Genomic DNA, 26,486 nt, shown 5'->3' on the forward strand with positions numbered 1-26,486 from the left:
CGAAAGTTCGCACCACACACAAACTATCGCATACCCAATTTGCTGAAGCGTCGAAAGACGGTTCGGTACCCGAATTTCTTGACGACCATAGAGCATTGGAACCACCTGATCCCATCCCGAACTCAGAAGTGAAACGATGCATCGCCGATGGTAGTGTGGGGTTTCCCCATGTGAGAGTAGGTCATCGTCAAGATTAAATTCCGAAACCCCTATCTGCGTATGCAGGTAGGGGTTTTGTTTTTGTCCGCAGGAAAATCTGTCTCTCTGGGTTTCTATGCAACTGCTCGGGGCGTGGCTATCATGCGGGCCTCATTGTGAGGCGAGACTTGCATGCTGACGTTGTTAAAGCTTCTTAAAGATGGCCGATTCCATTCGGGGCAAGCCCTGGGTGCTGCCCTGGGTGTCAGTCGTAGCGCTGTCTGGAAGCAGCTTCAGCACCTGGAGGCTGAGCTGGGTCTTTCCATACATAAGGTTCGAGGGCGTGGTTATCAGTTGGCCGCACCGTTGACGCTGCTTGATCCTGCGGTGATAGGGCAGCTGGCGCCTTCCTGTGACTGGCCTGTCTTGGTTTTCGATTCTATCGACTCTACAAACGCCGAGGCATTGCGTGCCATAGATCGTGGTCAGGCTGCCCCCTTTCTTGTGCTTGCCGAGCGTCAGACGGCGGGTCGTGGGCGGCGGGGAAGGAAATGGGCTAGCCCCTTCGCTGAAAATATCTACTACAGCCTGGTTTTGCGTATTGATGGCGGAATGCGTCAGCTGGAAGGCTTGAGTCTCGTTGTGGGGCTCGCGGTTATGCAAGCCTTGCGCGAGCTTGGCGTCTCGGGAGTGGGGTTGAAGTGGCCCAACGATGTCCTGGTTGGCCAAAAGAAAATTGCGGGAATTCTGCTTGAGCTGGTCGGGGATCCTGCCGACGTTTGTCATGTGGTACTAGGCGTTGGAATTAATGTGAACATGCAGATGACCGATGAGGTTGATCAGCAGTGGACGTCCATGAGGCTGGAGTCGGGCAGGGTGTTTGATCGTAATCATCTGGTTGCGGAGCTCGGTACCATGCTGCAGCGATACCTGGCTCGCCATCAGGCTGGTGGGTTCTCAGCTGTGCATGCTGAGTGGGAGCAGAATCATCTATGGCAGGGGCATGCAGTGTCGTTGATCGCTGGTGTTAACCAAATAGATGGCGAAGTGCTGGGTATCGATACCCAGGGTGCTTTGCGCTTGAGGGTCGCCGGTGTTGAAAAAATTTTCAGTGGTGGTGAGTTGAGTCTGAGGTTGCGCAATGATTCTTGAGCTCGACTGCGGAAATAGTTTCATCAAGTGGCGCGTGCTGGATGCAGGCACCCTGTTGATCGTGGGAGAAGGTGTCGTCGACTCTGACTTTGCGTTGCTGCAAGGGTTGAAGGCGCTGAAGGGCCTCTCGCTCAGATTTTGTCGGTTGGTGAGTGTCAGGACTGCAGAGGAGACCGGTGAATTGATCGCTTCGCTGAAGGGGGCATTCAATGTATCGGTGGTCTGTGCTGCTCCTGCTCGAGAGATGTCCGGCGTTCGTAATGGCTATGAGGAGTTCGAGCGCCTGGGGCTCGATCGTTGGCTTGCGATGCTGGGTGGGTTTCATCTGGCGGCGGGTGCGTGCCTCGTGCTTGATTTTGGCACGGCTGTTACCGCTGATTTTGTTGCTGGGGATGGAGAGCACCTTGGAGGGTTTATCTGTCCGGGAATGCCCTTGATGCGTAATCAGCTTCGTACGCATACCCGCAAAATTCGCTACGGCGATGTCGCTGCAGAGCAGGCATTGGAAAGCCTTGCTCCGGGTAGGACAACTGTTGAAGCAGTCGAACGTGGGTGCTTGTTGATGCTTCAAGGCTTTGTGCTGACTCAGATGGAGCTGGCGCGCAGCTACTGGGGGGAAGAGTTCGTGGTGTTCCTTACGGGTGGGGATGCGGCCCTGGTATCAGGAGTTGTGCCACAGGCGAGGGTGGTTCCGGACCTCGTGTTCGTAGGTTTGGCTATGGCGTGTCCTTTGTCCTGAGGTCCTTATGCGTTGGTTGTTTCTGCTTTTGCTTGTTCTCAACGTCTTCTATTACATCTGGCATCAACAGGAAGCCCCTCTGCGTGCGAAAGACGTAACGCCTTTGAGTTTGTACCGAGGGTCTCAGCAGGATATTCGCCTGTTGAGTGAGGCGCCTGATGTGGGGAGAGATAAAGGAAAAACTGCACAGGTCGACGCAGGCTGTCTCTATATAGGTGGTTTTGCTCGGCAGGACGTGGCTCAGGGGCTTGAGCGCAGGTTAAACGGGATGGATGTGAAGTATCAGTCATTGCCCAAGGGGAGCTCCGAAGTCGCTGGTTACTGGGTGCGAGTGGCTCCGGAAAGCAGGCGTTGGCTGGACGATGTGCAGTTGCAAAACCTTTCTAAAGAATTCAATGAGTTAAAACATAAAATAATGCCTTGCGAGGGGGTTGCACCCGCCGAATAGTTTGCATAGAATGGCGCCCGCTCCACAGCGAAGACCTAAAGCGGTAAGCGGTGTGAAGCGAGGTCAATGCAGCTAACCTCAGGTTTTTTATGAGAAAAGTGCTTGACAGAAGGCTGGCATGATGTAGAATGCCGGCTCGCTTAGGAGGGGTTCCCGAGCGGCCAAAGGGATCAGACTGTAAATCTGACGTCTACGACTTCGAAGGTTCGAATCCTTCCCCCTCCACCATTTTTAGCGAGAGCTGCAAGCCTCGCGGGTATAGTTTAGTGGTAGAACCTCAGCCTTCCAAGCTGATGATGCGGGTTCGATTCCCGCTACCCGCTCCACGTTTGCAGGTTTTGCGCAGTGTTTCGCTCTTGTAGCTCAGTTGGTAGAGCACACCCTTGGTAAGGGTGAGGTCAGCGGTTCAAATCCGCTCAAGAGCTCCATATGACAAGGCAGATATGAAAATATCTGCCTTTGTTTTAATGGCTGGCGATGGTGCTTTGTTGTTCGTGAGGGTGAGGTGTTCGCTCCGGTGCAGATGAAGCATTCCAGGTCATTGAGTAAAATGTTGTAAAGTCTTTTTCGGGCCGGCATAATGGTCGGCCTGATTTTGTTTTAGGTCAGTAGCTCAATTGGCAGAGCGACGGTCTCCAAAACCGTAGGTTGGGGGTTCGATTCCCTCCTGACCTGCCAGATTCACCAGGTGTGTCTGGCTTTCTTTTCACAGGATCTTCATAGATGACTCCTAAAGCTGAAGCTCAAGGCTCGCGCTTCGATCTGCTCAAGTGGCTAGTAGTAGTTGCTTTGGTGGTTGTTGGCGTTGTTGGCAATCAGTATTACTCTGCTTCGCCGATCCTGTACCGTGTGCTCGCTTTGCTTGTGATTGCTGCTGTAGCTGCCTTTGTAGGCTTGCAGACGGTCAAGGGCAAGTCTTTCTTTGTGCTTGTCAAGGAAGCGCGTACCGAGATTCGTAAAGTCGTATGGCCAACTCGTCAAGAAACCACGCAGACCACGTTGATCGTTGTGGCTGTTGTTCTGGTTATGGCGTTGCTGTTGTGGGGGCTTGATTCCCTGCTCGGCTGGCTTGTTTCCTTGATTGTCGGCTAAGGGTGTCCCGTGGCTAAGCGTTGGTATGTTGTGCATGCTTACTCGGGTTACGAGAAGCATGTCATGCGTTCGTTGATCGAGCGCGTAAAGCTGGCTGGCATGGAAGATGGCTTCGGCGAAATTCTGGTTCCCACTGAAGAAGTGGTTGAGATGCGTAATGGCCAGAAACGCAAAAGCGAGCGGAAGTTCTTCCCTGGTTACGTGCTGGTTCAGATGGATATGAACGAGGGTACTTGGCACTTGGTCAAGGATACTCCTCGGGTGATGGGTTTTATCGGCGGTACCGCTGATAAGCCAGCACCGATCACTGATAAAGAGGCAGAAGCGATTCTGCGTCGCGTCGCCGATGGTAGCGATAAGCCTAAGCCGAAGACGCTGTTCGAGCCGGGCGAGTCGGTACGCGTCAACGATGGTCCGTTTGCTGACTTTACCGGCACGGTCGAAGAGGTTAACTACGAAAAGAGTCGCATCCAGGTGGCTGTGCTCATTTTCGGTCGCTCTACTCCGGTAGAGTTGGAGTTCAGTCAGGTCGAAAAGGTCTAACTGAGCAAGCATCCCAACCCCGCAGCCTTAGGCTGTGGGGTTTTGTCGTCACTGGGATAAACGCGCAAGTAACCGGGGAGCCTTTCGAGGCGTTTGAACCCGTAATTGGAGTGCCTCATGGCCAAGAAGATTACCGCTTACATCAAGCTGCAAGTGAAGGCCGCTCAGGCTAACCCAAGCCCACCTGTTGGTCCTGCTCTGGGTCAGCACGGCGTGAACATCATGGAGTTCTGCAAGGCTTTCAACGCCCGTACTCAGGGTCTTGAGCCAGGTCTGCCGACTCCAGTGATCATCACTGTCTACAGCGACCGTAGCTTCACGTTCGAAACCAAATCCACTCCTGCTTCGGTTCTGCTGAAGAAGGCGGCCGGTCTGACCAGCGGTTCCGCTCGTCCGAACACCGTTAAGGTTGGCACCGTTACCCGTGCTCAGCTGGAAGAAATCGCGAAAACCAAAAACGCGGATCTGACTGCAGCTGATATGGAAGCAGCCGTGCGTACTATCGCCGGTTCTGCTCGTAGCATGGGCCTTAACGTGGAGGGTGTGTAATGGCTAAGCTGACCAAGCGTCAAAAGGCTATCGCCGGCAAAATCGAAGCAGGCAAGGCCTACAACTTTGTAGACGCCGCTGCACTGCTGGCCGAGCTGTCGACTGTCAAGTTCAGCGAGTCGTTCGACGTTGCTGTAAACTTGGGCGTTGACCCGCGTAAATCCGACCAGGTCGTTCGTAGCGCTACTGTGCTGCCACACGGCACTGGCAAGACCGTACGCGTTGCCGTGTTTACCCAGGGTCCAGCTGCTGAAGCTGCTCTGGCCGCCGGCGCTGATCGCGTAGGTATGGACGATCTCGCTGCCGAAATGAAAGGCGGCGACCTGAACTATGACGTAGTGATCGCATCCCCGGATGCCATGCGCGTAGTAGGTCAACTGGGTCAGATCCTCGGTCCACGTGGTCTGATGCCTAACCCTAAAGTCGGCACCGTAACTCCAGACGTAGCTACCGCGGTTAAAAACGCCAAGGCTGGTCAGGTTCGTTATCGCACCGACAAAAACGGCATCATCCACACTTCCGTTGGCAAGATCGGCTTCGACGCCGTCAAGCTGAAGGAAAACGTTGAAGCCCTGATCGCTGATCTGAAGCGTATCAAGCCGGCTTCCTCGAAAGGTATTTACGTCAAGCGCGTTACCCTGAGCACCACTATGGGCCCAGGTCTGGTCATCGACCAGAGCTCGCTGGACGCGTAAGACGCGGATTGACGTAAGCGATTGCGTCAATTGAAAAATTGGGGTCCCTGCCTGGCGGGGGCTGTCCAAGACCGTAGGCGACGCAAGTCTTAAACCTCAAGCCTACGCAGATGGTGCTCCCGGTTCCTTACCGAATCAGACACCAAAACGACATCTGGTTTCGACTGGATGAAACGGTAACAAGCAGGAGTTAAACCCGTGGCAATTAAACTCGAAGACAAGAAGGCCATCGTCGCTGAAGTCAACGAGGCTGCCAAAGTCGCTCTGTCCGCTGTCGTGGCTGATGCCCGTGGCGTAACAGTAGGCGCGATGACCGGACTCCGTAAAGAGGCTCGTGAAGCTGGCGTTTACGTACGTGTTGTACGTAACACCCTGCTCAAGCGCGCTGTTGCTGACACTGAATACAGTGTCCTCAACGACGTGTTCACCGGCCCTACCTTGATTGCATTCTCGAAAGAGCATCCGGGCGCTGCTGCCCGTATCTTCAAAGAGTTCGCAAAAGGTCAGGATAAGTTCGAGATCAAGGCAGCTGCGTTCGAGGGCAAGTTCCTCGCAGCTAACCAAATCGACGTGCTGGCAACTCTGCCGACCCGTGACGAAGCAATTTCTCAGCTGATGAGCGTGATTCAAGGCGCAACCAGCAAATTGGCTCGTACTCTGGCGGCCCTTCGCGACCAGAAAGAAGCTGCTGCAGCCTAAGGCTGAGCGACTCCTTTCAGCGTTTATTGTTTATTTCGATGGCCGCGTAGGCTGTCACCCCAATACAGGAATTAATAGTCATGTCTCTGACTAACGAGCAAATCATCGAAGCAATCGGCGAAAAATCCGTAATGGAAATCGTTGAGCTGATCAAGGCAATGGAAGAGAAGTTCGGCGTTTCGGCTGCTGCTGCTTCTGCTGGTCCAGCTGTTGCTGCTGCCGTTGTTGAAGAACAAACTGAATTCAACGTCATGCTGACCGAAGCTGGCGAGAAGAAAGTTAACGTGATCAAGGCTGTACGTGAACTGACCGGTCTGGGCCTGAAAGAAGCCAAGGCTGTAGTTGACGGTGCTCCTGCAATGGTTCTGGAAGGCGTTGCCAAAGACGCAGCTGACAAAGCCAAAGCAGCTCTGGAAGAAGCAGGCGCTAAAGTCGAGCTGAAGTAAGCATTGACTTTGCGTTTCCAGCCCGAGCGTTAAGCGACAGGCTGATGGCTGGTGGCTCTTGCCACCGGCCTTTTTCCGTTATTGGCAGCCGGCACGGTCGGCGCCGATAACGAGCTGTAACCACCCGATGTGGTGGCGCAAACCATGGGGTTTGCACGATTTTCTGGCTGCTCCCGTCGGGAGGGGCCAAACAAGCAGGTGACCAAGCTGGGGAACGCTGATGGCTTACTCATATACTGAGAAAAAACGTATCCGCAAGGACTTTAGCAAGTTGCCGGACGTCATGGATGTGCCTTACCTCCTGGCCATCCAGCTGGATTCGTATCGTGAATTCTTGCAAGCGGGAGCGACTAAAGATCAGTTCCGCGACGTGGGCCTGCATGCGGCCTTCAAATCCGTTTTCCCGATCATCAGCTACTCCGGCAATGCTGCGCTGGAGTACGTCGGTTATCGCCTGGGCGAACCGGCATTTGATGTCAAAGAATGCGTATTGCGCGGTGTAACTTACGCCGTACCTTTGCGGGTAAAAGTGCGCCTGATCATTTTCGACAAAGAGTCGTCGAACAAAGCGATCAAGGACATCAAAGAGCAAGAAGTCTACATGGGTGAAATCCCCCTGATGACTGAAAACGGTACCTTCGTAATCAACGGTACCGAGCGTGTAATCGTTTCCCAGCTGCACCGTTCCCCGGGCGTGTTCTTCGACCACGACCGTGGCAAGACGCACAGCTCCGGTAAACTGCTGTACTCCGCGCGCATCATTCCTTATCGCGGTTCGTGGCTGGACTTCGAGTTCGACCCGAAAGACTGCGTATTCGTGCGTATCGACCGTCGTCGCAAGCTGCCTGCATCGGTACTGCTGCGCGCGCTCGGCTATACCACCGAAGAAGTGCTGGACGCGTTCTACACCACCAACGTATTCCACGTGAAAGGCGAGAGCCTGAGCCTGGAGCTGGTGCCTCAGCGCCTGCGTGGTGAAATTGCGGTCCTGGATATCCAGGATGACAAAGGCAAGGTTATTGTCGAGCAAGGTCGTCGTATCACCGCTCGCCACATCAACCAGCTGGAAAAAGCAGGGATCAAAGAGCTGGAAGTGCCTCTGGACTACGTCCTAGGTCGCACCACCGCCAAGGTCATCGTGCATCCGGCAACCGGTGAAATCCTGGCAGAGTGCAACACCGAGCTGAACACCGAGATCCTGGCGAAAATCGCCAAGGCCGGCGTTGTTCGCATCGAAACTCTGTACACCAACGATATCGACTGCGGTCCGTTCGTCTCCGATACGCTGAAGATCGACTCCACCAGCAACCAACTCGAAGCGCTGGTCGAGATCTATCGCATGATGCGTCCTGGCGAGCCGCCAACCAAAGACGCTGCCGAAACCCTGTTCAACAACCTGTTCTTCAGCCCTGAGCGCTATGACCTGTCTGCGGTCGGCCGGATGAAGTTCAACCGTCGTATCGGTCGTACCGAAATCGAAGGTTCGGGCGTGTTGTGCAAGGAAGACATCGTCGCGGTACTGAAGACCCTGGTCGACATCCGTAACGGTAAAGGCATCGTCGATGACATCGACCACCTGGGTAACCGTCGTGTTCGCTGCGTAGGCGAAATGGCCGAGAACCAGTTCCGCGTTGGCCTGGTACGTGTTGAGCGTGCGGTCAAAGAGCGTCTGTCGATGGCTGAAAGCGAAGGCCTGATGCCGCAAGACCTGATCAACGCCAAGCCTGTCGCGGCGGCGGTGAAAGAGTTCTTCGGTTCCAGCCAGCTGTCCCAGTTCATGGACCAGAACAACCCGCTGTCCGAAATCACCCATAAGCGCCGTGTTTCTGCACTCGGCCCTGGCGGTCTGACTCGTGAGCGCGCGGGCTTCGAAGTTCGTGACGTACACCCGACGCACTACGGTCGTGTTTGCCCGATCGAAACGCCGGAAGGTCCGAACATCGGTCTGATCAACTCCCTGGCTGCTTATGCGCGCACCAACCAGTACGGCTTCCTCGAGAGCCCGTACCGCGTGGTGAAGGACGCATTGGTCACCGACGAGATCGTGTTCCTGTCCGCCATCGAAGAAGCTGATCACGTGATCGCTCAGGCCTCGGCCACGATGAACGACAAAAAAGTCCTGATCGACGAGCTGGTAGCTGTTCGTCACCTGAACGAGTTCACCGTCAAGGCGCCTGAAGACGTCACCTTGATGGACGTATCGCCGAAGCAGGTAGTTTCGGTTGCAGCGTCGCTGATCCCGTTCCTCGAGCACGACGACGCCAACCGCGCGTTGATGGGTTCGAACATGCAGCGTCAAGCCGTACCAACCCTGCGTGCTGACAAGCCGCTGGTCGGTACCGGTATGGAGCGTAACGTAGCCCGTGACTCCGGCGTTTGCGTCGTGGCTCGTCGTGGCGGCGTGATCGACTCCGTTGATGCCAGCCGTATCGTGGTTCGTGTTGCCGATGACGAAGTTGAAACCGGTGAAGCCGGTGTCGACATCTACAACCTGACCAAATACACCCGCTCCAACCAGAACACCTGCATCAACCAGCGTCCGCTGGTGCGTAAAGGTGATCGGGTTCAGCGTAGCGACATCATGGCCGATGGTCCGTCCACCGATATGGGTGAACTGGCACTGGGTCAGAACATGCGCATCGCGTTCATGGCATGGAACGGCTTCAACTTCGAAGACTCCATCTGCCTGTCCGAGCGTGTTGTTCAGGAAGACCGTTTCACCACGATCCACATCCAGGAACTGACCTGTGTGGCTCGTGACACCAAGCTTGGCCCAGAGGAAATCACTGCGGACATCCCGAACGTGGGTGAAGCTGCACTGAACAAGCTGGACGAAGCCGGTATCGTTTACGTAGGTGCTGAAGTAGGCGCTGGCGACATCCTGGTTGGTAAGGTCACTCCGAAAGGCGAGACCCAGCTGACTCCGGAAGAGAAGCTGCTGCGTGCGATCTTCGGTGAAAAAGCCAGCGACGTTAAAGACACCTCCCTGCGCGTACCTACCGGTACCAAGGGTACTGTCATCGACGTACAGGTCTTCACCCGCGATGGTGTTGAGCGCGATGCTCGTGCCCTGTCGATCGAGAAGTCCCAGCTGGACGAGATTCGCAAGGACCTCAACGAAGAGTTCCGTATCGTCGAAGGCGCTACTTTCGAACGTCTGCGCTCCGCTCTGGTCGGCCACAAAGCCGAAGGCGGCGCCGGTCTGAAGAAGGGCCAGGACATCACCGACGAAGTACTCGACGGTCTTGAGCACGGCCAGTGGTTCAAGCTGCGCATGGCTGAAGATGCTCTGAACGAGCAGCTCGAGAAGGCCCAGGCCTACATCGTTGATCGTCGTCGTCTGCTGGATGACAAGTTCGAAGACAAGAAGCGCAAACTGCAGCAAGGCGATGACCTGGCTCCGGGCGTGCTGAAAATCGTCAAGGTTTACCTGGCAATCCGTCGTCGCATCCAGCCGGGTGACAAGATGGCCGGTCGTCACGGTAACAAGGGTGTGGTCTCCGTGATCATGCCGGTTGAAGACATGCCGCACGATGCCAATGGCACCCCGGTCGACGTTGTCCTTAACCCGTTGGGCGTACCTTCGCGTATGAACGTTGGTCAGATCCTTGAAACCCACCTGGGCCTCGCGGCCAAAGGTCTGGGCGAGAAGATCAACCGCATGATTGAAGAGCAGCGTAAAGTTGCCGAGCTGCGTAAATTCCTGCACGAGATCTACAACGAAATCGGCGGTCGTCAGGAAAGCCTCGATGACTTCTCGGACCAGGAAATTCTGGATCTGGCTCAAAACCTGCGCGGCGGCGTACCGATGGCCACTCCGGTGTTCGACGGTGCCAAGGAAAGCGAAATCAAGGCCATGCTGAAACTTGCAGACCTGCCAGAAAGCGGCCAGATGCAGCTGACCGATGGCCGTACCGGCAACAAGTTCGAGCGCCCGGTTACCGTTGGCTACATGTACATGCTGAAGCTGAACCACTTGGTAGACGACAAGATGCACGCTCGTTCTACCGGTTCGTACAGCCTGGTTACCCAGCAGCCGCTGGGTGGTAAGGCGCAGTTCGGTGGTCAGCGTTTCGGGGAGATGGAGGTCTGGGCACTGGAAGCATACGGTGCTGCATACACTCTGCAAGAAATGCTCACAGTGAAGTCGGACGATGTGAACGGCCGGACCAAGATGCACAAAAACATCGTGGACGGCGATCACCGTATGGAGCCGGGCATGCCCGAGTCCTTCAACGTGTTGATCAAGGAAATTCGTTCCCTCGGCATCGATATCGATCTGGAAACCGAATAACACGTGACGCGAATCGAGAGCGGGGCTGGATTGCCCGCTCTCTGCTCCGCCAGGAGGAAAGGCCTTGAAAGACCTACTGAATTTGCTGAAAAACCAGGGTCAAGTCGAAGAGTTCGACGCCATCCGTATCGGATTGGCATCGCCTGAGATGATCCGTTCGTGGTCGTTCGGTGAAGTTAAAAAGCCGGAAACCATCAACTACCGTACGTTCAAACCTGAGCGTGACGGTCTGTTCTGCGCCAAAATCTTTGGCCCGGTAAAGGATTACGAGTGCCTGTGCGGTAAGTACAAGCGCTTGAAGCACCGCGGTGTGATCTGCGAGAAGTGCGGCGTTGAAGTAGCACTGGCAAAAGTTCGTCGTGAGCGCATGGCGCACATTGAACTGGCTTCGCCGGTTGCCCACATCTGGTTCCTGAAGTCGCTGCCGTCTCGTATCGGCTTGCTGATGGACATGACCCTGCGTGATATCGAGCGCGTTCTCTACTTCGAGAGCTATGTCGTTATCGATCCAGGCATGACCACCCTTGAAAAAGGTCAACTGCTCAACGACGAGCAGTATTTCGAAGCGCTGGAAGAGTTCGGCGACGATTTCGATGCCCGTATGGGTGCCGAAGCTGTCCGCGAACTGCTGCACGCTATCGACCTGGAGCACGAGATTGGTCGCCTGCGTGAAGAAATTCCGCAAACCAACTCCGAAACCAAGATCAAGAAGCTGTCCAAGCGTCTGAAGTTGATGGAAGCCTTCCAGGGTTCCGGCAACCTGCCAGAGTGGATGGTGCTGACCGTTCTGCCGGTTCTGCCGCCAGATCTGCGTCCACTGGTCCCGCTGGATGGCGGTCGTTTCGCGACTTCCGACCTCAACGATCTGTATCGTCGTGTGATCAACCGTAACAACCGTTTGAAGCGCCTGCTGGATCTGTCCGCTCCGGACATCATCGTGCGCAACGAAAAGCGTATGTTGCAGGAAGCCGTCGATGCATTGCTCGACAACGGTCGTCGTGGCCGCGCTATCACTGGTTCCAACAAACGTCCTCTGAAATCCTTGGCTGACATGATCAAGGGGAAGCAAGGTCGTTTCCGTCAGAACTTGCTCGGTAAGCGTGTTGACTACTCGGGTCGTTCGGTAATTACCGTAGGCCCGACCCTGCGTCTGCACCAGTGCGGTCTGCCGAAGAAAATGGCTCTTGAGCTGTTCAAGCCGTTCATTTTCGGCAAGCTGGAAATGCGTGGTCTCGCGACCACCATCAAAGCCGCCAAGAAGATGGTCGAGCGCGAGCTGCCAGAAGTTTGGGACGTTCTCGCTGAAGTGATTCGCGAACACCCAGTGCTTCTCAACCGTGCACCGACCCTTCACCGTCTGGGTATCCAGGCGTTTGAACCGGTACTGATCGAAGGTAAGGCTATCCAGCTGCACCCTCTGGTCTGCGCCGCGTACAACGCCGACTTCGACGGCGACCAAATGGCCGTGCACGTACCGCTGACACTGGAAGCCCAGTTGGAAGCGCGTGCGTTGATGATGTCGACCAACAACATTCTGTCGCCAGCCAACGGTGAGCCAATCATCGTTCCGTCGCAGGACGTTGTATTGGGTCTGTACTACATGACTCGTGAAGCGATCAACGCCAAGGGCGAAGGTCGTGTATTCGCGGACCTGCAGGAAGTTGACCGTGTGTTCCGTGCCGGCGAAGCCGCTCTGCACGCCAAGGTCAAAGTGCGGATCAACGAAACCGTCAACGACCGTGATGGCGGCAGCGTGACCAACACCCGTATCGTCGACACCACTGTCGGCCGTGCGCTGTTGTTCCAGGTTGTGCCAAAAGGTCTGTCGTACGACGTCGTCAACCTGCCGATGAAGAAGAAGGCGATCTCCAAGCTGATCAACCAGTGCTACCGCGTGGTTGGTCTGAAAGAGACCGTGATCTTCGCTGACCAGTTGATGTACACCGGTTTTGCCTATTCGACCATTTCCGGCGTTTCCATCGGTGTTAACGACTTCGTTATCCCGGATGAAAAAGCCCGCATCATCGGTGCAGCCACCGATGAAGTGAAAGAGATCGAAAGTCAGTACGCCTCCGGCCTGGTAACCCAGGGCGAGAAGTACAACAAAGTGATCGACCTCTGGTCCAAGGCGAACGACGAAGTTTCCAAGGCGATGATGGCCAACCTCTCGAAAGAGAAGGTCATCGACCGTCATGGCGTCGAAGTCGACCAGGAATCCTTCAACTCGATGTACATGATGGCCGACTCGGGCGCACGGGGTTCTGCCGCGCAGATCCGTCAGCTCGCCGGTATGCGTGGCCTGATGGCCAAGCCGGACGGCTCCATCATCGAAACGCCGATTACTGCGAACTTCCGTGAAGGTTTGAGCGTACTCCAGTACTTCATCTCCACTCACGGTGCTCGTAAGGGTCTTGCGGATACCGCGTTGAAAACAGCTAACTCCGGTTACCTGACTCGTCGTCTGGTAGACGTAGCGCAAGATCTGGTTGTAACCGAGATCGATTGCGGCACCGAACACGGCCTGGTAATGACTCCGCACATTGAAGGCGGTGACGTTGTAGAGCCATTGGGTGAGCGCGTATTGGGTCGTGTTATCGCCCGTGACGTATTCAAGCCAGGTACCGAGGACGTCATCGTTCCTGCCGGCACCCTGGTAGACGAGAAGTGGGTCGAGTTCATCGAACTCAACAGCATCGACGAAGTGATCGTTCGCTCGCCGATTAGCTGTGAAACCCGCTATGGCATTTGCGCCAAGTGCTACGGCCGCGATCTGGCTCGTGGTCACCAGGTGAACATCGGTGAAGCAGTCGGCGTTATCGCTGCCCAGTCCATCGGTGAGCCGGGTACCCAGCTGACGATGCGTACGTTCCACATCGGTGGTGCGGCAAGCCGGACCTCCGCAGCCGACAGCGTTCAGGTGAAGAATGGCGGTACCGTCCGTCTGCACAACCTGAAACACGTTGAACGAGTGGATGGCCACCTGGTTGCCGTGTCCCGTTCTGGCGAACTGGCTATCGCTGATGACTTCGGTCGTGAGCGCGAGCGTTACAAGCTGCCGTACGGTGCCGTGATTTCGGTTAAAGAAGGTGACAAGGTCGACGCTGGCGCAATCGTGGCCAAGTGGGACCCGCACACTCACCCGATCGTTACCGAAATGAAAGGTACCGTGACCTACGTGGGCATGGAAGAAGGCATCACGATCAAGCGTCAGACTGACGAATTGACCGGTATGACCAACATTGAGGTACTCGACGCCAAAGATCGTCCAGCTGCCGGTAAAGACATCCGTCCTGCCGTGAAGATGGTCGACGACAACGGCAAGGATCTGTTGCTGCCAGGCACTGACGTTATCGCTCAGTACTTCCTGCCAGCCAACGCCCTGGTCGGTGTAGCGGACGGTGCGAAGATTGCGATCGGTGATGTTATCGCCCGTATCCCGCAAGAAACTTCGAAGACCCGTGACATCACCGGTGGTCTGCCGCGTGTTGCCGACTTGTTCGAAGCTCGTCGTCCGAAAGAGGCGTCGATTCTGGCTGAAGTCAGCGGCACCATCGCGTTCGGTAAAGAGACCAAAGGCAAGCGCCGTCTGGTTATCACTCCGAACGACGGTAGCGATCCGTATGAAGAGCTGATTCCGAAGTGGCGTCACCTGAACGTGTTCGAAGGCGAACAGGTAAACCGCGGCGAAGTTATCTCCGACGGCCCAAGCGATCCACACGACATCCTGCGTCTGCTGGGTGTGAGTGCGCTGGCCAAGTACATCGTCAACGAGATCCAGGACGTTTACCGTCTGCAAGGCGTGAAAATCAACGACAAGCACATCGAGACCATCCTGCGTCAGATGCTGCGTAAAGTTGAGATCGCTGAATCCGGCGATTCCAGTTTCATCAAGGGCGACCAGATGGAACTGACTCACGTACTGGTAGAGAACGAGCGTCTGAGCGCGGAAGACAAGTTTGTCTCCAAGTTCACTCGCGTTCTGCTGGGTATCACCAAGGCGTCGTTGTCCACCGAATCGTTCATCTCGGCGGCTTCCTTCCAGGAAACCACTCGCGTACTGACCGAGGCGGCGGTAACCGGCAAGCGCGATTACCTGCGCGGCCTGAAAGAAAACGTGGTCGTGGGTCGTCTGATCCCGGCTGGTACCGGTCTGGCTTATCACAGCGAGCGTAAGCGTCGCCGTGATGCAGACAAGCCGTTGCGCGTAAGCGCCAGTGAAGTGGAAGCTGCACTGACCGAAGCGCTGAACTCGAGCGGTAACTGAGTTCTGCGGTAAATGAGCGTAAGGCCCTGGTCACTCCGTTCATCGAATCGAGACAAATTGTCGAGGTTGGATGAGCGGGGAGGTCGGGGCCTTGCCTTGACTGGGGACAAGATCCTCTTTAGACTCTTGTACCCCTAAATTTGGCGGGAACTCGTTCCTGCCATTTTGCTTTTCTTGCAAGACAATAGCGTCGCAAGACAACAGTGGAGCTAGTAGATGGCAACTATCAACCAGCTGGTACGTCAGCCGCGTAAGCGTATCGTCGAGAAATCCGACGTGCCTGCGCTGCAGAACTGCCCGCAACGTCGTGGCGTGTGCACCCGTGTGTACACCACTACGCCGAAAAAACCTAACTCGGCACTGCGTAAAGTATGCCGTGTGCGTCTGACCAACGGTTTCGAGGTTTCCTCGTACATCGGCGGTGAAGGCCACAACCTGCAAGAGCACAGCGTGGTACTGATCCGCGGCGGTCGTGTAAAAGACTTGCCAGGTGTTCGTTACCACACCGTACGCGGTTCTTTGGATACTTCCGGCGTTAAAGGTCGTAACCAGGGTCGTTCGAAGTACGGTACCAAGCGTCCGAAGTAATAGTCGCTTGCTGCAAAAAACTGATTTCTATTTTTCTGAGTCGATAAGAGTAAGGTCGGAGGCGTCCCGTCAAGGGCACCGATTCCGAGCGAACCTGAAGACCGTTTGAGGGCTTATCCATGCCAAGAAGACGCGTAGCAGCCAAGCGCGAAGTGCTTGACGATCCAAAATACGGAAGCCAAATCCTGGCCAAGTTCATGAACCACGTGATGGAAAGCGGTAAGAAAGCCGTTGCCGAGCGTATCGTTTATGGCGCGCTGGAAAAGGTTAAAGAACGCAAGAACAGCGACCCCCTGGAAATCTTCGAGAAAGCTCTCGACGCCATCGCTCCGCTGGTCGAAGTAAAGTCGCGCCGTGTAGGCGGTGCTACTTACCAGGTTCCGGTTGAAGTTCGTCCGTCCCGTCGTAACGCTCTGGCAATGCGCTGGTTGGTAGACTTCGCCCGTAAGCGCGGCGAGAAGTCTATGGCTCTGCGTTTGGCTGGCGAACTGCTGGACGCTGCCGAAGGTAAAGGTGCTGCAGTTAAGAAGCGTGAAGACGTGCACCGTATGGCTGAAGCTAACAAAGCTTTCTCGCACTACCGCTTCTAATTTTAGCGTCACTAATTTTGCGAGGGCTTTATGGCTCGTACTACACCGATTAATCGCTACCGTAACATTGGTATCGTTGCTCACGTGGATGCTGGTAAAACCACCACCACTGAGCGCGTCCTTTTTTACACTGGCAAAAGTCACAAGATGGGCGAGGTGCATGACGGCGCCGCGACCACGGACTGGATGGTGCAGGAGCAGGAGCGTGGTATTACCATTACTTCTGCTGCTATTACCGCCTTCTGGCAGGGTTCCGCTAAGCAGCACAAGGACCAATACCGTTTCAACGTCATCGATACCCCGGGTCACGTAGACTTCACTATTGAAGTTGAGCGTTCCCTGCGTGTGCTCGACGGCGCGGTCGTTGTGTTCTGCGGTACTTCCGGCGTTGAGCCTCAGTCCGAAACCGTATGGCGTCAAGCCAACAAGTACGGTGTTCCACGTATCGTTTACGTGAACAAGATGGACCGTGCCGGTGCGAACTTCCTGCGCGTGATCGCTCAGATCAAGCAGCGTCTGGGTCACACTCCGGTGCCGATCCAGTTGGCTATCGGTTCCGAGGACAACTTCCAGGGTCAGATTGATCTGATGACCATGGAAGCGGTTTACTGGAACGATGCTGACAAGGGCATGACTCCACGTCGCGAGCCTATCCCTGCTGAGCTGCAGGAGTTGGCTGAAGAGTGGCGCAGCAACATGGTTGAGGCTGCGGCCGAAGCCAGCGAAGAGCTGATGAACAAGTACCTCGAAGGCGAAGAGCTCTCCATCGAGGAAATCAAGGCCGCTCTGCGTCAGCGTACCATCGCCGGTGAGATCGTTCTGGCTGTTTGCGGTTCTTCCTTCAAGAACAAGGGTGTTCCCCTGGTTCTCGACGCCGTTATCGACTACCTGCCTGCGCCAACTGACATTCCTGCCATCAAGGGTACTGACCCGGATGACGAGGAAAAGCAGATGGAGCGTCACGCAGACGACAACGAGCCGTTCTCGGCTCTGGCGTTCAAGATCGCTACCGACCCATTCGTGGGTACCTTGACCTTTGTCCGTGTTTACTCGGGTGTGTTGGCCTCCGGCGACGGCGTGATCAACTCGGTTAAAGGCAAGAAAGAGCGTGTGGGTCGTATGGTGCAAATGCACGCAAACGCCCGCGAAGAAATCAAGGAAGTACGCGCTGGTGACATCGCGGCCTTGATCGGCATGAAGGACGTCACCACTGGTGAAACTTTGTGCAACGCTGACAAGCCAATCATCCTGGTTCGTATGGACTTCCCGGAACCGGTTATTTCGGTTGCCGTTGAGCCCAAGACCAAGGATGACCAGGAAAAAATGGGTATCGCTCTGGGCAAACTTGCTCAGGAAGACCCGTCTTTCCGCGTCAAAACTGATGAAGAGACTGGTCAAACGATCATCTCCGGCATGGGCGAGTTGCACCTGGACATCCTGGTTGACCGGATGCGCCGTGAGTTCAACGTCGAAGCCAACATCGGTAAGCCTCAGGTTTCCTATCGTGAGCGCATCACGAAGAGTTGCGAAATCGAAGGCAAGTTCGTTCGTCAGTCCGGCGGTCGTGGCCAGTTCGGTCATTGCTGGATCCGTTTTGCACCTGCTGACGAAGGTCAGGAAGGTCTGCAATTCCTGAACGAAGTAGTGGGTGGTGTGGTTCCTAAGGAATACATCCCGGCTATCCAGAAGGGCATCGAAGAGCAGATGAAGAACGGTGTTGTTGCCGGCTATCCGCTGATCGGCCTGAAGGCTACCGTGTTTGATGGTTCTTACCACGACGTCGACTCGAACGAGATGGCGTTTAAGGTGGCTGCTTCCATGGCGACCAAGCAACTGGCCCAGAAGGGCGGTGGTGAGTTGCTTGAGCCGATCATGGCGGTAGAGGTTGTTACGCCTGAAGACTATATGGGTGACGTGATGGGCGACCTTAACCGTCGTCGCGGCATGATTCTGGGTATGGAAGATACGGTTTCCGGTAAGGTTATCCGTGCTGAAGTTCCGTTGGGCGAGATGTTCGGTTATGCGACCGACGTTCGTTCGATGTCCCAGGGTCGCGCAAGCTACTCTATGGAATTCAAAAAATACAATACGGCTCCGTCGCACATCGTCGAAACCGTTACCAAAAAACAAGGCTGATTCAGTCCTTTAGGCAAGGAGTTAATTGTCGTGGCTAAAGAAAAATTTGATCGTTCCCTACCGCACGTCAACGTTGGCACTATCGGTCACGTTGACCACGGTAAAACCACTCTGACCGCTGCTCTGACTCGCGTCTGCTCCGAAGTTTTCGGTTCGGCTCGTGTTGACTTCGACAAGATCGACAGCGCACCAGAAGAGAAAGCTCGCGGTATCACCATCAACACTGCACACGTTGAGTACAACTCGAACATTCGTCACTACGCTCACGTTGACTGCCCAGGTCACGCTGACTACGTGAAGAACATGATCACTGGTGCTGCCCAGATGGACGGCGCGATCCTGGTTTGCTCGGCCGCTGATGGTCCGATGCCACAAACTCGTGAGCACATCCTGCTGTCCCGTCAGGTAGGCGTTCCGTACATCGTGGTTTTCCTGAACAAGGCTGACCTGGTAGACGACGCTGAGCTGCTGGAACTGGTTGAGATGGAAGTGCGCGATCTGCTGAGCACTTACGACTTCCCAGGCGACGACACTCCAATCATCATCGGCTCTGCCCGTATGGCGCTGGAAGGTCTGGACGATAACGAAATGGGCACCACTGCCGTTCGTAAGCTGGTTGAGACTCTGGACAGCTACATCCCAGAGCCAGAGCGTGCTATCGACAAGCCATTCCTGATGCCAATCGAAGACGTATTCTCGATCTCCGGTCGTGGTACTGTTGTGACTGGTCGTATCGAGCGCGGTATCGTTCGCGTTCAAGATGCTCTGGAAATCGTTGGTCTGCGTGACACCACCACCACCACCTGCACCGGTGTTGAGATGTTCCGCAAGCTGCTCGACGAAGGTCGTGCTGGCGAGAACTGCGGCGTTCTGCTGCGTGGTACCAAGCGTGACGACGTTGAGCGTGGCCAGGTTCTGGTTAAGCCAGGTTCGGTTAAGCCGCACACCAAGTTCACCGCAGAAGTTTACGTTCTGAGCAAGGAAGAAGGCGGTCGTCACACTCCGTTCTTCAAAGGCTACCGTCCACAGTTCTACTTCCGTACTACTGACGTGACTGGTAACTGCGAGCTGCCAGAAGGCGTTGAAATGGTAATGCCAGGCGATAACATTCAAATGACTGTTACCCTGATCAAAACCATCGCAATGGAAGACGGTCTGCGCTTCGCTATCCGTGAAGGCGGCCGTACCGTTGGTGCTGGCGTTGTAGCTAAAATCATCGAGTAAGCTCTTTTCGAGTCAGCTTTGATGCTTTGAAAAAGCCCCCGCTCAGCGGGGGCTTTTTTATTGGGTTGACACCTATCGGGGGCGTCTATAGAATTGCGCCTCCTTTTAACGGGCGTATTGCGCCCGGTGGGAATAGCAGCCGGAGTCTGAAATCCAATGCAAAATCAGCAAATCCGTATCAGGTTGAAGGCTTTCGACCATCGCCTGATCGACCAATCCACCCAGGAAATCGTGGAAACCGCGAAACGTACTGGTGCTCAAGTGCGTGGTCCAATTCCACTGCCTACCCGTAAAGAGCGGTTCACCGTTCTGGTCTCCCCGCACGTCAACAAAGACGCGCGTGACCAGTACGAGATCCGTACTCATAAGCGCGTTCTGGACATCGTCCAGCCAACGGATAAAACCGTTGATGCACTTATGAAGCTTGATCTTGCGGCCGGTGTGGAAGTGCAGATCAGCCTCGGCTAAGACTCGGTCTTAGTCGTGTAACGCTCTGAAATGGGCGGCCATAGCGGGTGAAAGCCCCGTACACTCATGAGGTTTACAACATGACTATTGGTGTAGTCGGTCGTAAATGCGGTATGACCCGTATTTTCACCGAAGAAGGTGTCTCCATTCCGGTCACGGTCATTGAGATCGAGCCGAATCGCGTCACCCAGTTCAAAACTGAAGAGACCGATGGCTATCGTGCAGTGCAAGTCACTGTCGGCGAGCGTCGCGCTTCGCGTGTAACAGCAGCTCAGGCTGGCCACTTCGCTAAGGCGAACGTAGCCGCTGGTCGTACCGTAATGGAATTCCGCCTTGAAGAAGGCGAGTACCAGGCCGGCGATCTGATCAACGCTGAAATCTTTGCCGCTGGTCAACTGGTTGATGTAACCGGTCAGTCCAAGGGTAAAGGCTTCCAGGGTACGATCAAGCGTTGGAACTTCCGCGGGCAAGATAACACCCACGGTAACTCCGTATCCCACCGCGTTCCAGGCTCTATCGGCCAGTGCCAGACTCCTGGTCGTGTATTCAAGGGCAAAAAAATGTCCGGTCATATGGGCGCTGAGCGCGTGACCGTGCAGTCCCTCGAAGTAGTGCGCGTGGACGCTGAACGCAATCTGTTGTTGGTCAAGGGCGCTGTTCCTGGCGCTACTGGCGGCAACTTGGTTGTACGTCCAGCAGCCAAGGCTCGCGGTTAAGGGGAAGCTGACATGCAATTAAATGTAAATGACGCTCAAGCGATCGAAGTTTCCGAACTGACATTTGGCGGCGAATTCAACGAGACGCTGGTTCACCAAGCAGTCGTGGCCTACATGGCTGGCGGCCGTCAAGGTAGCAAGCAGCAAAAGACCCGTTCCGACGTTTCTGGTGGCGGTAAGCGCCCATGGCGTCAGAAAGGTACTGGCCGTGCTCGTGCCGGTACTATCCGTAGCCCAATCTGGCGTGGCGGCGGTACCACTTTCGCAGCTCGTCCTCAGGATCACTCCCAGAAGCTGAACAAGAAGATGTATCGCGCAGCAATGCGTTCCATTCTTGCTGAGCTGGTGCGTACTGATCGTCTGGTCGTGGTTCAGGATTTCGCTGTTGAAACGCCGAAAACCAAAGACCTGCTGGGCAAGCTGAACAACATGAGCCTGACCGATGTATTGATCGTGTCGGACGCTGTTGATCAGAACCTGTACCTGGCTGCTCGTAACCTGCCACACGTAGATGTACGTGATGTGCAAGGTTCCGATCCAGTTAGTCTGATCGCATACGACAAGGTGTTGATCACCGTGTCGGCCGTGAAGAAATTCGAGGAGCTGCTGGGATGAACCAGGAACGCGTATTTAAAGTTCTGCTTGGCCCGCACGTTTCCGAGAAGGCTACGGTTCTGGCAGACAAGAAAGGCCAGTTCGTTTTCAAGGTTGCTACTGATGCAACCAAGCTGGAAATCAAGAAGGCCGTCGAAAGCCTGTTCAGCGTGAAAGTAGAGCGCGTCACTACCCTGAACGTTCTGGGTAAGAGCAAGCGCACTGCTCGCGGTCTGGGCAAGCGTAATGACTGGAAGAAGGCAGTTATCTCCCTTCAGCCAGGCCAAGATCTCGATTTCAGCAGCAGTGCTGAGTAAGGAAGGGGTGCATCATGGCAATCGTTAAATGCAAACCGACTTCCCCTGGCCGCCGTTTTGTGGTCAAGGTGGTCAACCAGGAGCTGCATAAAGGCGCTCCTCACGCACCGCTGCTCGAGAAGAAATCGAAGTCTGGTGGTCGTAACAACAATGGCCGTATTACCACTCGTCACATCGGTGGTGGTCATAAGCAGCATTATCGTCTGGTCGATTTCCGTCGCAACGACAAAGATGGCATCGCTGCCACTGTCGAGCGTATCGAATACGATCCAAACCGTACTGCTCACATCGCTCTGCTGCTGTACGCAGATGGCGAGCGTCGCTACATCATCGCCCCTAAAGGCGTGAGCGCTGGCGACCAGCTGATCGCAGGTGCTCTGGCACCGATCAAGCCGGGCAACGCTCTGCAACTGCGTAACATTCCAGTTGGTAGCACCGTACACGGCATCGAATTGAAGCCAGGTAAAGGCGCACAGATCGCTCGTTCCGCTGGTGCTTCGGCTCAGCTGATCGCTCGTGAAGGTGTCTACGTGACCCTGCGTCTGCGTTCTGGTGAGATGCGTAAAGTGCTGGCTGAATGCCGCGCGACCCTGGGCGAAGTCTCGAACTCCGAGCACAGCCTGCGTTCGCTGGGTAAAGCTGGTGCCAAACGCTGGCGTGGCGTTCGCCCAACCGTTCGTGGTGTTGCCATGAACCCGGTTGACCACCCACATGGTGGTGGTGAAGGTCGTACCTCTGGTGGTCGTCATCCGGTATCGCCATGGGGCTTCCCGACTAAGGGCGCGAAGACTCGTGGTAATAAGCGTACCGACAAAATGATCGTCCGTCGTCGCAAGTAAATAGAGGGATACGACAGTGCCACGTTCTCTGAAAAAAGGTCCTTTTATCGATCTTCACCTACTGAAGAAGATCGAAGTGGCGGCGGAAAAGAACGATCGCAAACCAGTTAAAACCTGGTCGCGTCGCTCGATGATCCTGCCACAAATGGTCGGTCTGACCATCGCAGTACACAACGGTCGTCAACACGTCCCAGTTCTCGTTAACGAAGACATGGTCGGCCACAAACTGGGCGAGTTCGCCGGTACCCGCACTTATCGCGGGCACGTGGCAGACAAGAAAGCCAAGCGTTAAGGGGTTAGGAAATGGAAGTAGCCGCTAAGTTGTCGGGCGCTCGAATCTCCGCCCAGAAAGCCCGCTTGGTCGCCGACCAGATCCGCGGGAAGAAGGTGGGCGAAGCGCTCAACCTGTTGGCTTTCAGCAGTAAGAAAGCCGCCGAGATCATGAAGAAAGTGCTGGAGTCGGCCGTAGCCAACGCCGAGCATAACGAAGGCGCAGACGTTGATGACCTGAAAGTCAGCACCGTTTTCGTTAACGAAGGGCGTTCGCTGAAGCGCATCATGCCGCGTGCCAAAGGCCGTGCTGATCGCATCGTCAAGCGGTCTTGCCATATCACTGTCAAGGTTGCTGACAAGTAACGGAGTCGAAGAGATGGGTCAGAAAGTACATCCCATTGGCATTCGCCTGGGAATCGTCAAGGAGCACACCTCCGTCTGGTACGCAGACGGTCGGACTTATGCGGACTACTTGTTCGCTGATCTGAAGGTGCGTGAGTATCTCCAAGACAAACTAAAAAGCGCGTCCGTAAGCCGTATCGATATCCATCGTCCGGCCCAAACTGCACGTATCACCATCCACACCGCTCGTCCAGGTATCGTTATCGGGAAGAAAGGTGAAGATGTTGAGAAACTGCGCCAGGACCTGACCAAGCAAATGGGTGTGCCTGTGCACATCAATATCGAAGAGATCCGCAAGCCGGAACTCGACGGTATGCTGGTTGCGCAGAGCGTAGCTCAGCAGCTGGAGCGTCGCGTTATGTTCCGTCGCGCCATGAAGCGCGCTGTACAGAACGCAATGCGCATTGGTGCCAAAGGCATCAAAATCCAAGTGAGCGGTCGTCTCGGCGGTGCTGAAATCGCACGTACTGAATGGTATCGCGAAGGTCGTGTGCCACTGCACACCCTGCGTGCCGACATCGACTATGCCAACTACGAAGCTCACACCACCTACGGTGTGATCGGTGTAAAGGTTTGGATCTTCAAAGGCGAAGTAATTGGTGGTCGCCAAGAAGAACTGAAACCACAAGCACCAGCGCCTCGTAAAAAAGCTGCTAAGTAAGGGGTACGCCAAATGTTGCAACCAAAGCGTACGAAGTTCCGCAAGCAAATGACTGGTCACAACCGTGGCCTGGCATTGCGCGGTAGCAAAGTCAGCTTCGGCGAGTTCGCGCTGAAGTCTGTTGCTCGTGGTCGTCTCACCGCTCGTCAGATCGAGTCAGCGCGTCGTGCTCTGACCCGTCACGTAAAACGTGGTGGCAAGATCTGGATCCGTGTATTCCCGGACAAGCCTATTTCCAAGAAGCCACTCGAAGTTCGGATGGGTAAAGGTAAGGGTAACGTCGAATACTGGGTTGCCCAGATTCAGCCAGGCAAAGTCCTGTATGAAATCGAGGGTGTTTCTGAAGAGCTGGCGCGTGAGGCTTTCGCCCTGGCTGCTGCAAAGCTGCCGCTCGCCACCTCCTTTGTTAAACGGACGGTGATGTGATGAAAGCGAATGAACTTCGTGAAAAATCCGCACAGCAGCTGAACGAGCAACTGCTCGGCTTGCTGCGCGACCAGTTCAATCTGCGTATGCAGAAAGCAACTGGCCAGTTGGGGCAGTCTCATCTGCTCTCGCAAGTTAAGCGTGACATCGCTCGCGTGAAGACTGTGCTCAACCAGCAGGCAGGTAAGTAATCATGGCTGAAGCCGAAAAAACTGTCCGTACGCTGACTGGCCGTGTTGTCAGCGACAAGATGGACAAAACCATCACCGTTCTGATCGAGCGTCGCGTTAAGCACCCGATCTACGGTAAATACGTTAAGCGTTCGACTAAGCTGCACGCGCACGACGAAACCAATCAGTGCCACATTGGCGACAAAGTCACTATTCGTGAAACTCGTCCTTTGGCCAAGACCAAGTCTTGGGCGCTGGTTGATGTTCTCGAACGCGCTGTGGAAGTCTAAGGACTAGGGGTCGGAGAAATTATATGATTCAGACTCAATCCATGCTCGATGTGGCCGATAACAGCGGCGCTCGCCGCGTTATGTGCATCAAGGTGCTGGGTGGCTCCCATCGTCGTTACGCTGGTATCGGTGACATCATCAAAGTAACCGTCAAGGAAGCAATTCCTCGCGGTAAAGTGAAAAAAGGCCAAGTGATGACTGCTGTTGTAGTCCGCACTCGTCACGGCGTACGTCGTGCTGATGGCTCCATTATCCGCTTTGATGGCAACGCTGCTGTTCTTCTGAACAACAAGCAAGAGCCAATCGGCACCCGTATCTTTGGGCCAGTGACCCGTGAACTTCGTACTGAGAAGTTCATGAAGATCGTCTCGCTCGCCCCAGAAGTGCTGTAAGGAGATCCGACATGCAAAAGATTCGTCGTGACGACGAGATCATCGTGATCGCCGGCAAAGACAAAGGTAAGCGCGGTAAGGTGCTGAAGGTTCTTGCTGACAACCGTCTGGTTGTTGGTGGTCTGAACCTGGTCAAGCGCCATACCAAGCCTAACCCGATGTCGGGCGTACAAGGCGGTATCGTCGAGAAAGAAGCGCCACTGCACGCTTCCAACGTCGCCATTTTCAACGGCGAAACCAACAAGGCTGACCGCGTTGGTTTCAAGGTAGAAGACGGTAAGAAAATTCGTGTCTTCAAGTCGACCCAAAAAGCGGTTGATGCTTGAACACTGCTAGGTAGAAGACCATGGCACGACTAAAAGAGATTTACCGGAAGGAAATCGCTCCGAAACTTAAGGAAGAACTTAAGCTTTCGAACGTGATGGAAGTTCCGCGCGTTACCAAAATCACCCTGAACATGGGTCTGGGCGAAGCGATCGGCGACAAAAAAGTCATCGAGCACGCTGTTGCTGACCTGGAAAAGATCACCGGCCAGAAAGTCGTTGTGACCTACGCTCGCAAATCCATCGCTGGCTTTAAAGTCCGTGAAGGTTGGCCGATCGGCGTCAAAGTGACCCTGCGCCGTGAGCGTATGTACGAGTTCCTGGATCGTCTGCTGTCGATCTCCCTGCCACGGGTTCGCGACTTCCGCGGCCTGAATGCCAAGTCCTTCGATGGTCGTGGTAACTACAGCATGGGCGTGAAAGAGCAGATCATCTTCCCGGAAATCGACTACGACAAGATCGATGCTCTCCGCGGTCTGGACATCACCCTGACCACCACTGCCAAGAACGATGATGAAGGCCGCGCTCTGCTGCGTGCGTTCAAATTCCCGTTCCGCAACTGATTGGAGTAGGACCATGGCCAAGATGAGCATGAAAAACCGCGAGCTGAAGCGTCAGCTCACGGTTGCCAAGTACGCCAAAAAGCGTGCAGCACTGAAAGCTATCATCGTTGATCTGAACGCAAGTCCAGAAGCGCGTTGGGAAGCTACAGTAGCACTGCAGAAGCAGCCACGTGACGCAAGCGCTTCGCGCATGCGTAACCGCTGCCGCCTGACCGGTCGTCCACACGGCGTTTACCGCAAGTTCGGCCTCGGTCGTAACAAACTGCGTGAAGCGGCAATGCGTGGTGACGTACCTGGTCTGGTTAAAGCCAGCTGGTAAGTACTGTCAAAGTCTCGGTGTTCAGGATTGCAAGATCCTGACCGCCGGTGGCCTTGAATCTGGATCAAGCCCCTTTTGGGGCTTGATTCATTTCTGGGGTGTGTCTAGAATACCCGGCTCGCCTGAGCCCGTGTTT

At 55.1% G+C, this 26,486-nt stretch carries 30 protein-coding genes, 4 tRNA genes and 1 rRNA gene; all 35 read left to right on the top strand.

Annotated elements, in window-relative coordinates:
• Positions 1-77: 77 nt before the first annotated feature.
• The 35 genes from rrf to rpsN all read left to right on the top strand — a co-directional run bounded on the left by rrf (position 78) and on the right by rpsN (position 26,350).
• Positions 78-193 (top strand): 5S ribosomal RNA (gene rrf / locus F7R06_RS29640).
• A gap of 137 nt (positions 194-330) precedes the next feature.
• Positions 331-1,290, top strand: a complete 960-nt coding sequence (gene birA / locus F7R06_RS29645; protein WP_090325652.1) for a bifunctional biotin--[acetyl-CoA-carboxylase] ligase/biotin operon repressor BirA — start codon at positions 331-333, stop codon at positions 1,288-1,290.
• Positions 1,280-2,029 carry a pantothenate kinase gene (locus tag F7R06_RS29650; RefSeq protein WP_090325650.1) on the top strand — a complete coding sequence of 250 codons (750 nt, stop codon included), beginning with the start codon at positions 1,280-1,282 and terminating at the stop codon, positions 2,027-2,029. Before birA ends, F7R06_RS29650 begins: the two co-directional genes overlap by 11 nt.
• Before the next feature lie 7 nt (positions 2,030-2,036).
• Entirely contained in the window at positions 2,037-2,477 is a 441-nt protein-coding gene (locus tag F7R06_RS29655) for a hypothetical protein (RefSeq protein WP_090325648.1), read from the top strand.
• A 143-nt stretch (positions 2,478-2,620) separates the two neighbouring features.
• A tRNA-Tyr gene (locus tag F7R06_RS29660) sits at positions 2,621-2,705 on the top strand.
• Positions 2,706-2,729: 24 nt separating this feature from the next.
• Positions 2,730-2,803, top strand: a tRNA-Gly gene (locus F7R06_RS29665).
• A gap of 26 nt (positions 2,804-2,829) precedes the next feature.
• Positions 2,830-2,905, top strand: a tRNA-Thr gene (locus F7R06_RS29670).
• 174 nt (positions 2,906-3,079) lie between these two features.
• Positions 3,080-3,155, top strand: a tRNA-Trp gene (locus F7R06_RS29675).
• A 45-nt stretch (positions 3,156-3,200) separates the two neighbouring features.
• A complete protein-coding gene (gene secE, locus F7R06_RS29680) occupies positions 3,201-3,569 on the top strand; it encodes a preprotein translocase subunit SecE (protein WP_007896620.1) in 369 nt (122 codons plus the stop codon).
• A 9-nt stretch (positions 3,570-3,578) separates the two neighbouring features.
• Positions 3,579-4,112, top strand: a complete 534-nt coding sequence (gene nusG, locus F7R06_RS29685) for a transcription termination/antitermination protein NusG (RefSeq protein ID WP_007933727.1) — start codon at positions 3,579-3,581, stop codon at positions 4,110-4,112.
• Between the two features lie 117 nt (positions 4,113-4,229).
• Entirely contained in the window at positions 4,230-4,661 is a 432-nt protein-coding gene (gene rplK / locus F7R06_RS29690; RefSeq protein WP_007933726.1) for a 50S ribosomal protein L11, read from the top strand.
• Complete coding sequence (gene rplA / locus F7R06_RS29695) at positions 4,661-5,356, top strand: 50S ribosomal protein L1 (RefSeq protein ID WP_003186095.1); 696 nt, start codon at positions 4,661-4,663, stop codon at positions 5,354-5,356. The genes rplK and rplA overlap by 1 nt, the downstream gene beginning before the upstream one ends.
• Before the next feature lie 198 nt (positions 5,357-5,554).
• The gene (gene rplJ / locus F7R06_RS29700; protein ID WP_007933724.1) at positions 5,555-6,055 is read left to right on the top strand and encodes a 50S ribosomal protein L10; all 501 of its coding nucleotides are present in this window, start codon (positions 5,555-5,557) and stop codon (positions 6,053-6,055) included.
• Between the two features lie 80 nt (positions 6,056-6,135).
• The gene (rplL, locus tag F7R06_RS29705) at positions 6,136-6,501 is read left to right on the top strand and encodes a 50S ribosomal protein L7/L12 (RefSeq protein ID WP_090325646.1); all 366 of its coding nucleotides are present in this window, start codon (positions 6,136-6,138) and stop codon (positions 6,499-6,501) included.
• Positions 6,502-6,721: 220 nt separating this feature from the next.
• On the top strand, positions 6,722-10,795 hold the full coding sequence (gene rpoB / locus F7R06_RS29710) for a DNA-directed RNA polymerase subunit beta (RefSeq protein WP_090325645.1): 4,074 nt from the start codon (positions 6,722-6,724) through the stop codon (positions 10,793-10,795).
• Between the two features lie 64 nt (positions 10,796-10,859).
• The gene (gene rpoC, locus F7R06_RS29715) at positions 10,860-15,059 is read left to right on the top strand and encodes a DNA-directed RNA polymerase subunit beta' (protein WP_047534044.1); all 4,200 of its coding nucleotides are present in this window, start codon (positions 10,860-10,862) and stop codon (positions 15,057-15,059) included.
• A 216-nt stretch (positions 15,060-15,275) separates the two neighbouring features.
• Complete coding sequence (gene rpsL, locus F7R06_RS29720) at positions 15,276-15,647, top strand: 30S ribosomal protein S12 (protein WP_003186084.1); 372 nt, start codon at positions 15,276-15,278, stop codon at positions 15,645-15,647.
• 119 nt (positions 15,648-15,766) lie between these two features.
• A complete protein-coding gene (gene rpsG, locus F7R06_RS29725) occupies positions 15,767-16,237 on the top strand; it encodes a 30S ribosomal protein S7 (RefSeq protein ID WP_002555493.1) in 471 nt (156 codons plus the stop codon).
• Between the two features lie 30 nt (positions 16,238-16,267).
• On the top strand, positions 16,268-18,373 hold the full coding sequence (gene fusA / locus F7R06_RS29730; RefSeq protein ID WP_090325643.1) for an elongation factor G: 2,106 nt from the start codon (positions 16,268-16,270) through the stop codon (positions 18,371-18,373).
• Between the two features lie 30 nt (positions 18,374-18,403).
• Positions 18,404-19,597, top strand: a complete 1,194-nt coding sequence (gene tuf, locus F7R06_RS29735) for an elongation factor Tu (RefSeq protein ID WP_090325641.1) — start codon at positions 18,404-18,406, stop codon at positions 19,595-19,597.
• Positions 19,598-19,753: 156 nt separating this feature from the next.
• Positions 19,754-20,065 (top strand): 30S ribosomal protein S10, encoded by a 312-nt coding sequence (gene rpsJ / locus F7R06_RS29740; protein ID WP_003186070.1) that lies wholly within the window; start codon positions 19,754-19,756, stop codon positions 20,063-20,065.
• A gap of 80 nt (positions 20,066-20,145) precedes the next feature.
• Complete coding sequence (rplC, locus tag F7R06_RS29745) at positions 20,146-20,781, top strand: 50S ribosomal protein L3 (RefSeq protein WP_003186059.1); 636 nt, start codon at positions 20,146-20,148, stop codon at positions 20,779-20,781.
• A 12-nt stretch (positions 20,782-20,793) separates the two neighbouring features.
• Positions 20,794-21,396 (top strand): 50S ribosomal protein L4, encoded by a 603-nt coding sequence (gene rplD / locus F7R06_RS29750; protein ID WP_007924200.1) that lies wholly within the window; start codon positions 20,794-20,796, stop codon positions 21,394-21,396.
• Positions 21,393-21,692: a 50S ribosomal protein L23 gene (rplW, locus tag F7R06_RS29755; RefSeq protein WP_002555488.1), complete on the top strand. Its 300-nt coding sequence runs from the start codon at positions 21,393-21,395 to the stop codon at positions 21,690-21,692. The genes rplD and rplW overlap by 4 nt, the downstream gene beginning before the upstream one ends.
• Before the next feature lie 14 nt (positions 21,693-21,706).
• A complete protein-coding gene (rplB, locus tag F7R06_RS29760) occupies positions 21,707-22,531 on the top strand; it encodes a 50S ribosomal protein L2 (RefSeq protein ID WP_003186055.1) in 825 nt (274 codons plus the stop codon).
• Positions 22,532-22,547: 16 nt separating this feature from the next.
• The gene (gene rpsS / locus F7R06_RS29765; protein ID WP_002555486.1) at positions 22,548-22,823 is read left to right on the top strand and encodes a 30S ribosomal protein S19; all 276 of its coding nucleotides are present in this window, start codon (positions 22,548-22,550) and stop codon (positions 22,821-22,823) included.
• A gap of 11 nt (positions 22,824-22,834) precedes the next feature.
• On the top strand, positions 22,835-23,167 hold the full coding sequence (gene rplV, locus F7R06_RS29770; RefSeq protein WP_003103908.1) for a 50S ribosomal protein L22: 333 nt from the start codon (positions 22,835-22,837) through the stop codon (positions 23,165-23,167).
• A gap of 13 nt (positions 23,168-23,180) precedes the next feature.
• The gene (rpsC, locus tag F7R06_RS29775) at positions 23,181-23,867 is read left to right on the top strand and encodes a 30S ribosomal protein S3 (protein ID WP_003176422.1); all 687 of its coding nucleotides are present in this window, start codon (positions 23,181-23,183) and stop codon (positions 23,865-23,867) included.
• A 12-nt stretch (positions 23,868-23,879) separates the two neighbouring features.
• Positions 23,880-24,293 (top strand): 50S ribosomal protein L16, encoded by a 414-nt coding sequence (gene rplP, locus F7R06_RS29780; RefSeq protein WP_003228729.1) that lies wholly within the window; start codon positions 23,880-23,882, stop codon positions 24,291-24,293.
• Positions 24,293-24,484 (top strand): 50S ribosomal protein L29, encoded by a 192-nt coding sequence (gene rpmC / locus F7R06_RS29785; RefSeq protein WP_002555481.1) that lies wholly within the window; start codon positions 24,293-24,295, stop codon positions 24,482-24,484. The genes rplP and rpmC overlap by 1 nt, the downstream gene beginning before the upstream one ends.
• Before the next feature lie 2 nt (positions 24,485-24,486).
• On the top strand, positions 24,487-24,753 hold the full coding sequence (gene rpsQ, locus F7R06_RS29790) for a 30S ribosomal protein S17 (protein ID WP_003176419.1): 267 nt from the start codon (positions 24,487-24,489) through the stop codon (positions 24,751-24,753).
• A gap of 23 nt (positions 24,754-24,776) precedes the next feature.
• Complete coding sequence (gene rplN, locus F7R06_RS29795) at positions 24,777-25,145, top strand: 50S ribosomal protein L14 (RefSeq protein ID WP_002555479.1); 369 nt, start codon at positions 24,777-24,779, stop codon at positions 25,143-25,145.
• 11 nt (positions 25,146-25,156) lie between these two features.
• Positions 25,157-25,471, top strand: coding sequence for a 50S ribosomal protein L24 (rplX, locus tag F7R06_RS29800; RefSeq protein ID WP_003186046.1), 315 nt, complete (start codon positions 25,157-25,159; stop codon positions 25,469-25,471).
• Positions 25,472-25,491: 20 nt separating this feature from the next.
• Positions 25,492-26,031, top strand: a complete 540-nt coding sequence (gene rplE / locus F7R06_RS29805; RefSeq protein WP_003210069.1) for a 50S ribosomal protein L5 — start codon at positions 25,492-25,494, stop codon at positions 26,029-26,031.
• A gap of 13 nt (positions 26,032-26,044) precedes the next feature.
• Positions 26,045-26,350: a 30S ribosomal protein S14 gene (gene rpsN / locus F7R06_RS29810; RefSeq protein WP_003176414.1), complete on the top strand. Its 306-nt coding sequence runs from the start codon at positions 26,045-26,047 to the stop codon at positions 26,348-26,350.
• The last annotated feature ends 136 nt before the right edge of the window (positions 26,351-26,486 follow it).

This window comes from Pseudomonas moorei, assembly GCF_008801475.1.
Lineage (GTDB): Bacteria > Pseudomonadota > Gammaproteobacteria > Pseudomonadales > Pseudomonadaceae > Aquipseudomonas > Aquipseudomonas moorei.

Coding starts and splice junctions, on each gene's coding strand:
- F7R06_RS29655 (WP_090325648.1), top strand. CDS start 2,037: ATGCGTTGGTTGTTTCTGCTTTTGCTTGTTCTCAACGTCTTCTATTAC.
- rplP (WP_003228729.1), top strand. CDS start 23,880: ATGTTGCAACCAAAGCGTACGAAGTTCCGCAAGCAAATGACTGGTCAC.
- fusA (WP_090325643.1), top strand. CDS start 16,268: ATGGCTCGTACTACACCGATTAATCGCTACCGTAACATTGGTATCGTT.
- rplV (WP_003103908.1), top strand. CDS start 22,835: ATGGAAGTAGCCGCTAAGTTGTCGGGCGCTCGAATCTCCGCCCAGAAA.
- F7R06_RS29650 (WP_090325650.1), top strand. CDS start 1,280: ATGATTCTTGAGCTCGACTGCGGAAATAGTTTCATCAAGTGGCGCGTG.
- rpsL (WP_003186084.1), top strand. CDS start 15,276: ATGGCAACTATCAACCAGCTGGTACGTCAGCCGCGTAAGCGTATCGTC.
- rplL (WP_090325646.1), top strand. CDS start 6,136: ATGTCTCTGACTAACGAGCAAATCATCGAAGCAATCGGCGAAAAATCC.
- rpoB (WP_090325645.1), top strand. CDS start 6,722: ATGGCTTACTCATATACTGAGAAAAAACGTATCCGCAAGGACTTTAGC.
- rpsQ (WP_003176419.1), top strand. CDS start 24,487: ATGGCTGAAGCCGAAAAAACTGTCCGTACGCTGACTGGCCGTGTTGTC.
- secE (WP_007896620.1), top strand. CDS start 3,201: ATGACTCCTAAAGCTGAAGCTCAAGGCTCGCGCTTCGATCTGCTCAAG.
- rpmC (WP_002555481.1), top strand. CDS start 24,293: ATGAAAGCGAATGAACTTCGTGAAAAATCCGCACAGCAGCTGAACGAG.
- rpsJ (WP_003186070.1), top strand. CDS start 19,754: ATGCAAAATCAGCAAATCCGTATCAGGTTGAAGGCTTTCGACCATCGC.
- rplN (WP_002555479.1), top strand. CDS start 24,777: ATGATTCAGACTCAATCCATGCTCGATGTGGCCGATAACAGCGGCGCT.
- rplW (WP_002555488.1), top strand. CDS start 21,393: ATGAACCAGGAACGCGTATTTAAAGTTCTGCTTGGCCCGCACGTTTCC.
- rplB (WP_003186055.1), top strand. CDS start 21,707: ATGGCAATCGTTAAATGCAAACCGACTTCCCCTGGCCGCCGTTTTGTG.
- rplC (WP_003186059.1), top strand. CDS start 20,146: ATGACTATTGGTGTAGTCGGTCGTAAATGCGGTATGACCCGTATTTTC.
- rpsN (WP_003176414.1), top strand. CDS start 26,045: ATGGCCAAGATGAGCATGAAAAACCGCGAGCTGAAGCGTCAGCTCACG.
- birA (WP_090325652.1), top strand. CDS start 331: ATGCTGACGTTGTTAAAGCTTCTTAAAGATGGCCGATTCCATTCGGGG.
- rplA (WP_003186095.1), top strand. CDS start 4,661: ATGGCTAAGCTGACCAAGCGTCAAAAGGCTATCGCCGGCAAAATCGAA.
- rplX (WP_003186046.1), top strand. CDS start 25,157: ATGCAAAAGATTCGTCGTGACGACGAGATCATCGTGATCGCCGGCAAA.
- rplE (WP_003210069.1), top strand. CDS start 25,492: ATGGCACGACTAAAAGAGATTTACCGGAAGGAAATCGCTCCGAAACTT.
- rplD (WP_007924200.1), top strand. CDS start 20,794: ATGCAATTAAATGTAAATGACGCTCAAGCGATCGAAGTTTCCGAACTG.
- rpsC (WP_003176422.1), top strand. CDS start 23,181: ATGGGTCAGAAAGTACATCCCATTGGCATTCGCCTGGGAATCGTCAAG.
- rplK (WP_007933726.1), top strand. CDS start 4,230: ATGGCCAAGAAGATTACCGCTTACATCAAGCTGCAAGTGAAGGCCGCT.
- rpsG (WP_002555493.1), top strand. CDS start 15,767: ATGCCAAGAAGACGCGTAGCAGCCAAGCGCGAAGTGCTTGACGATCCA.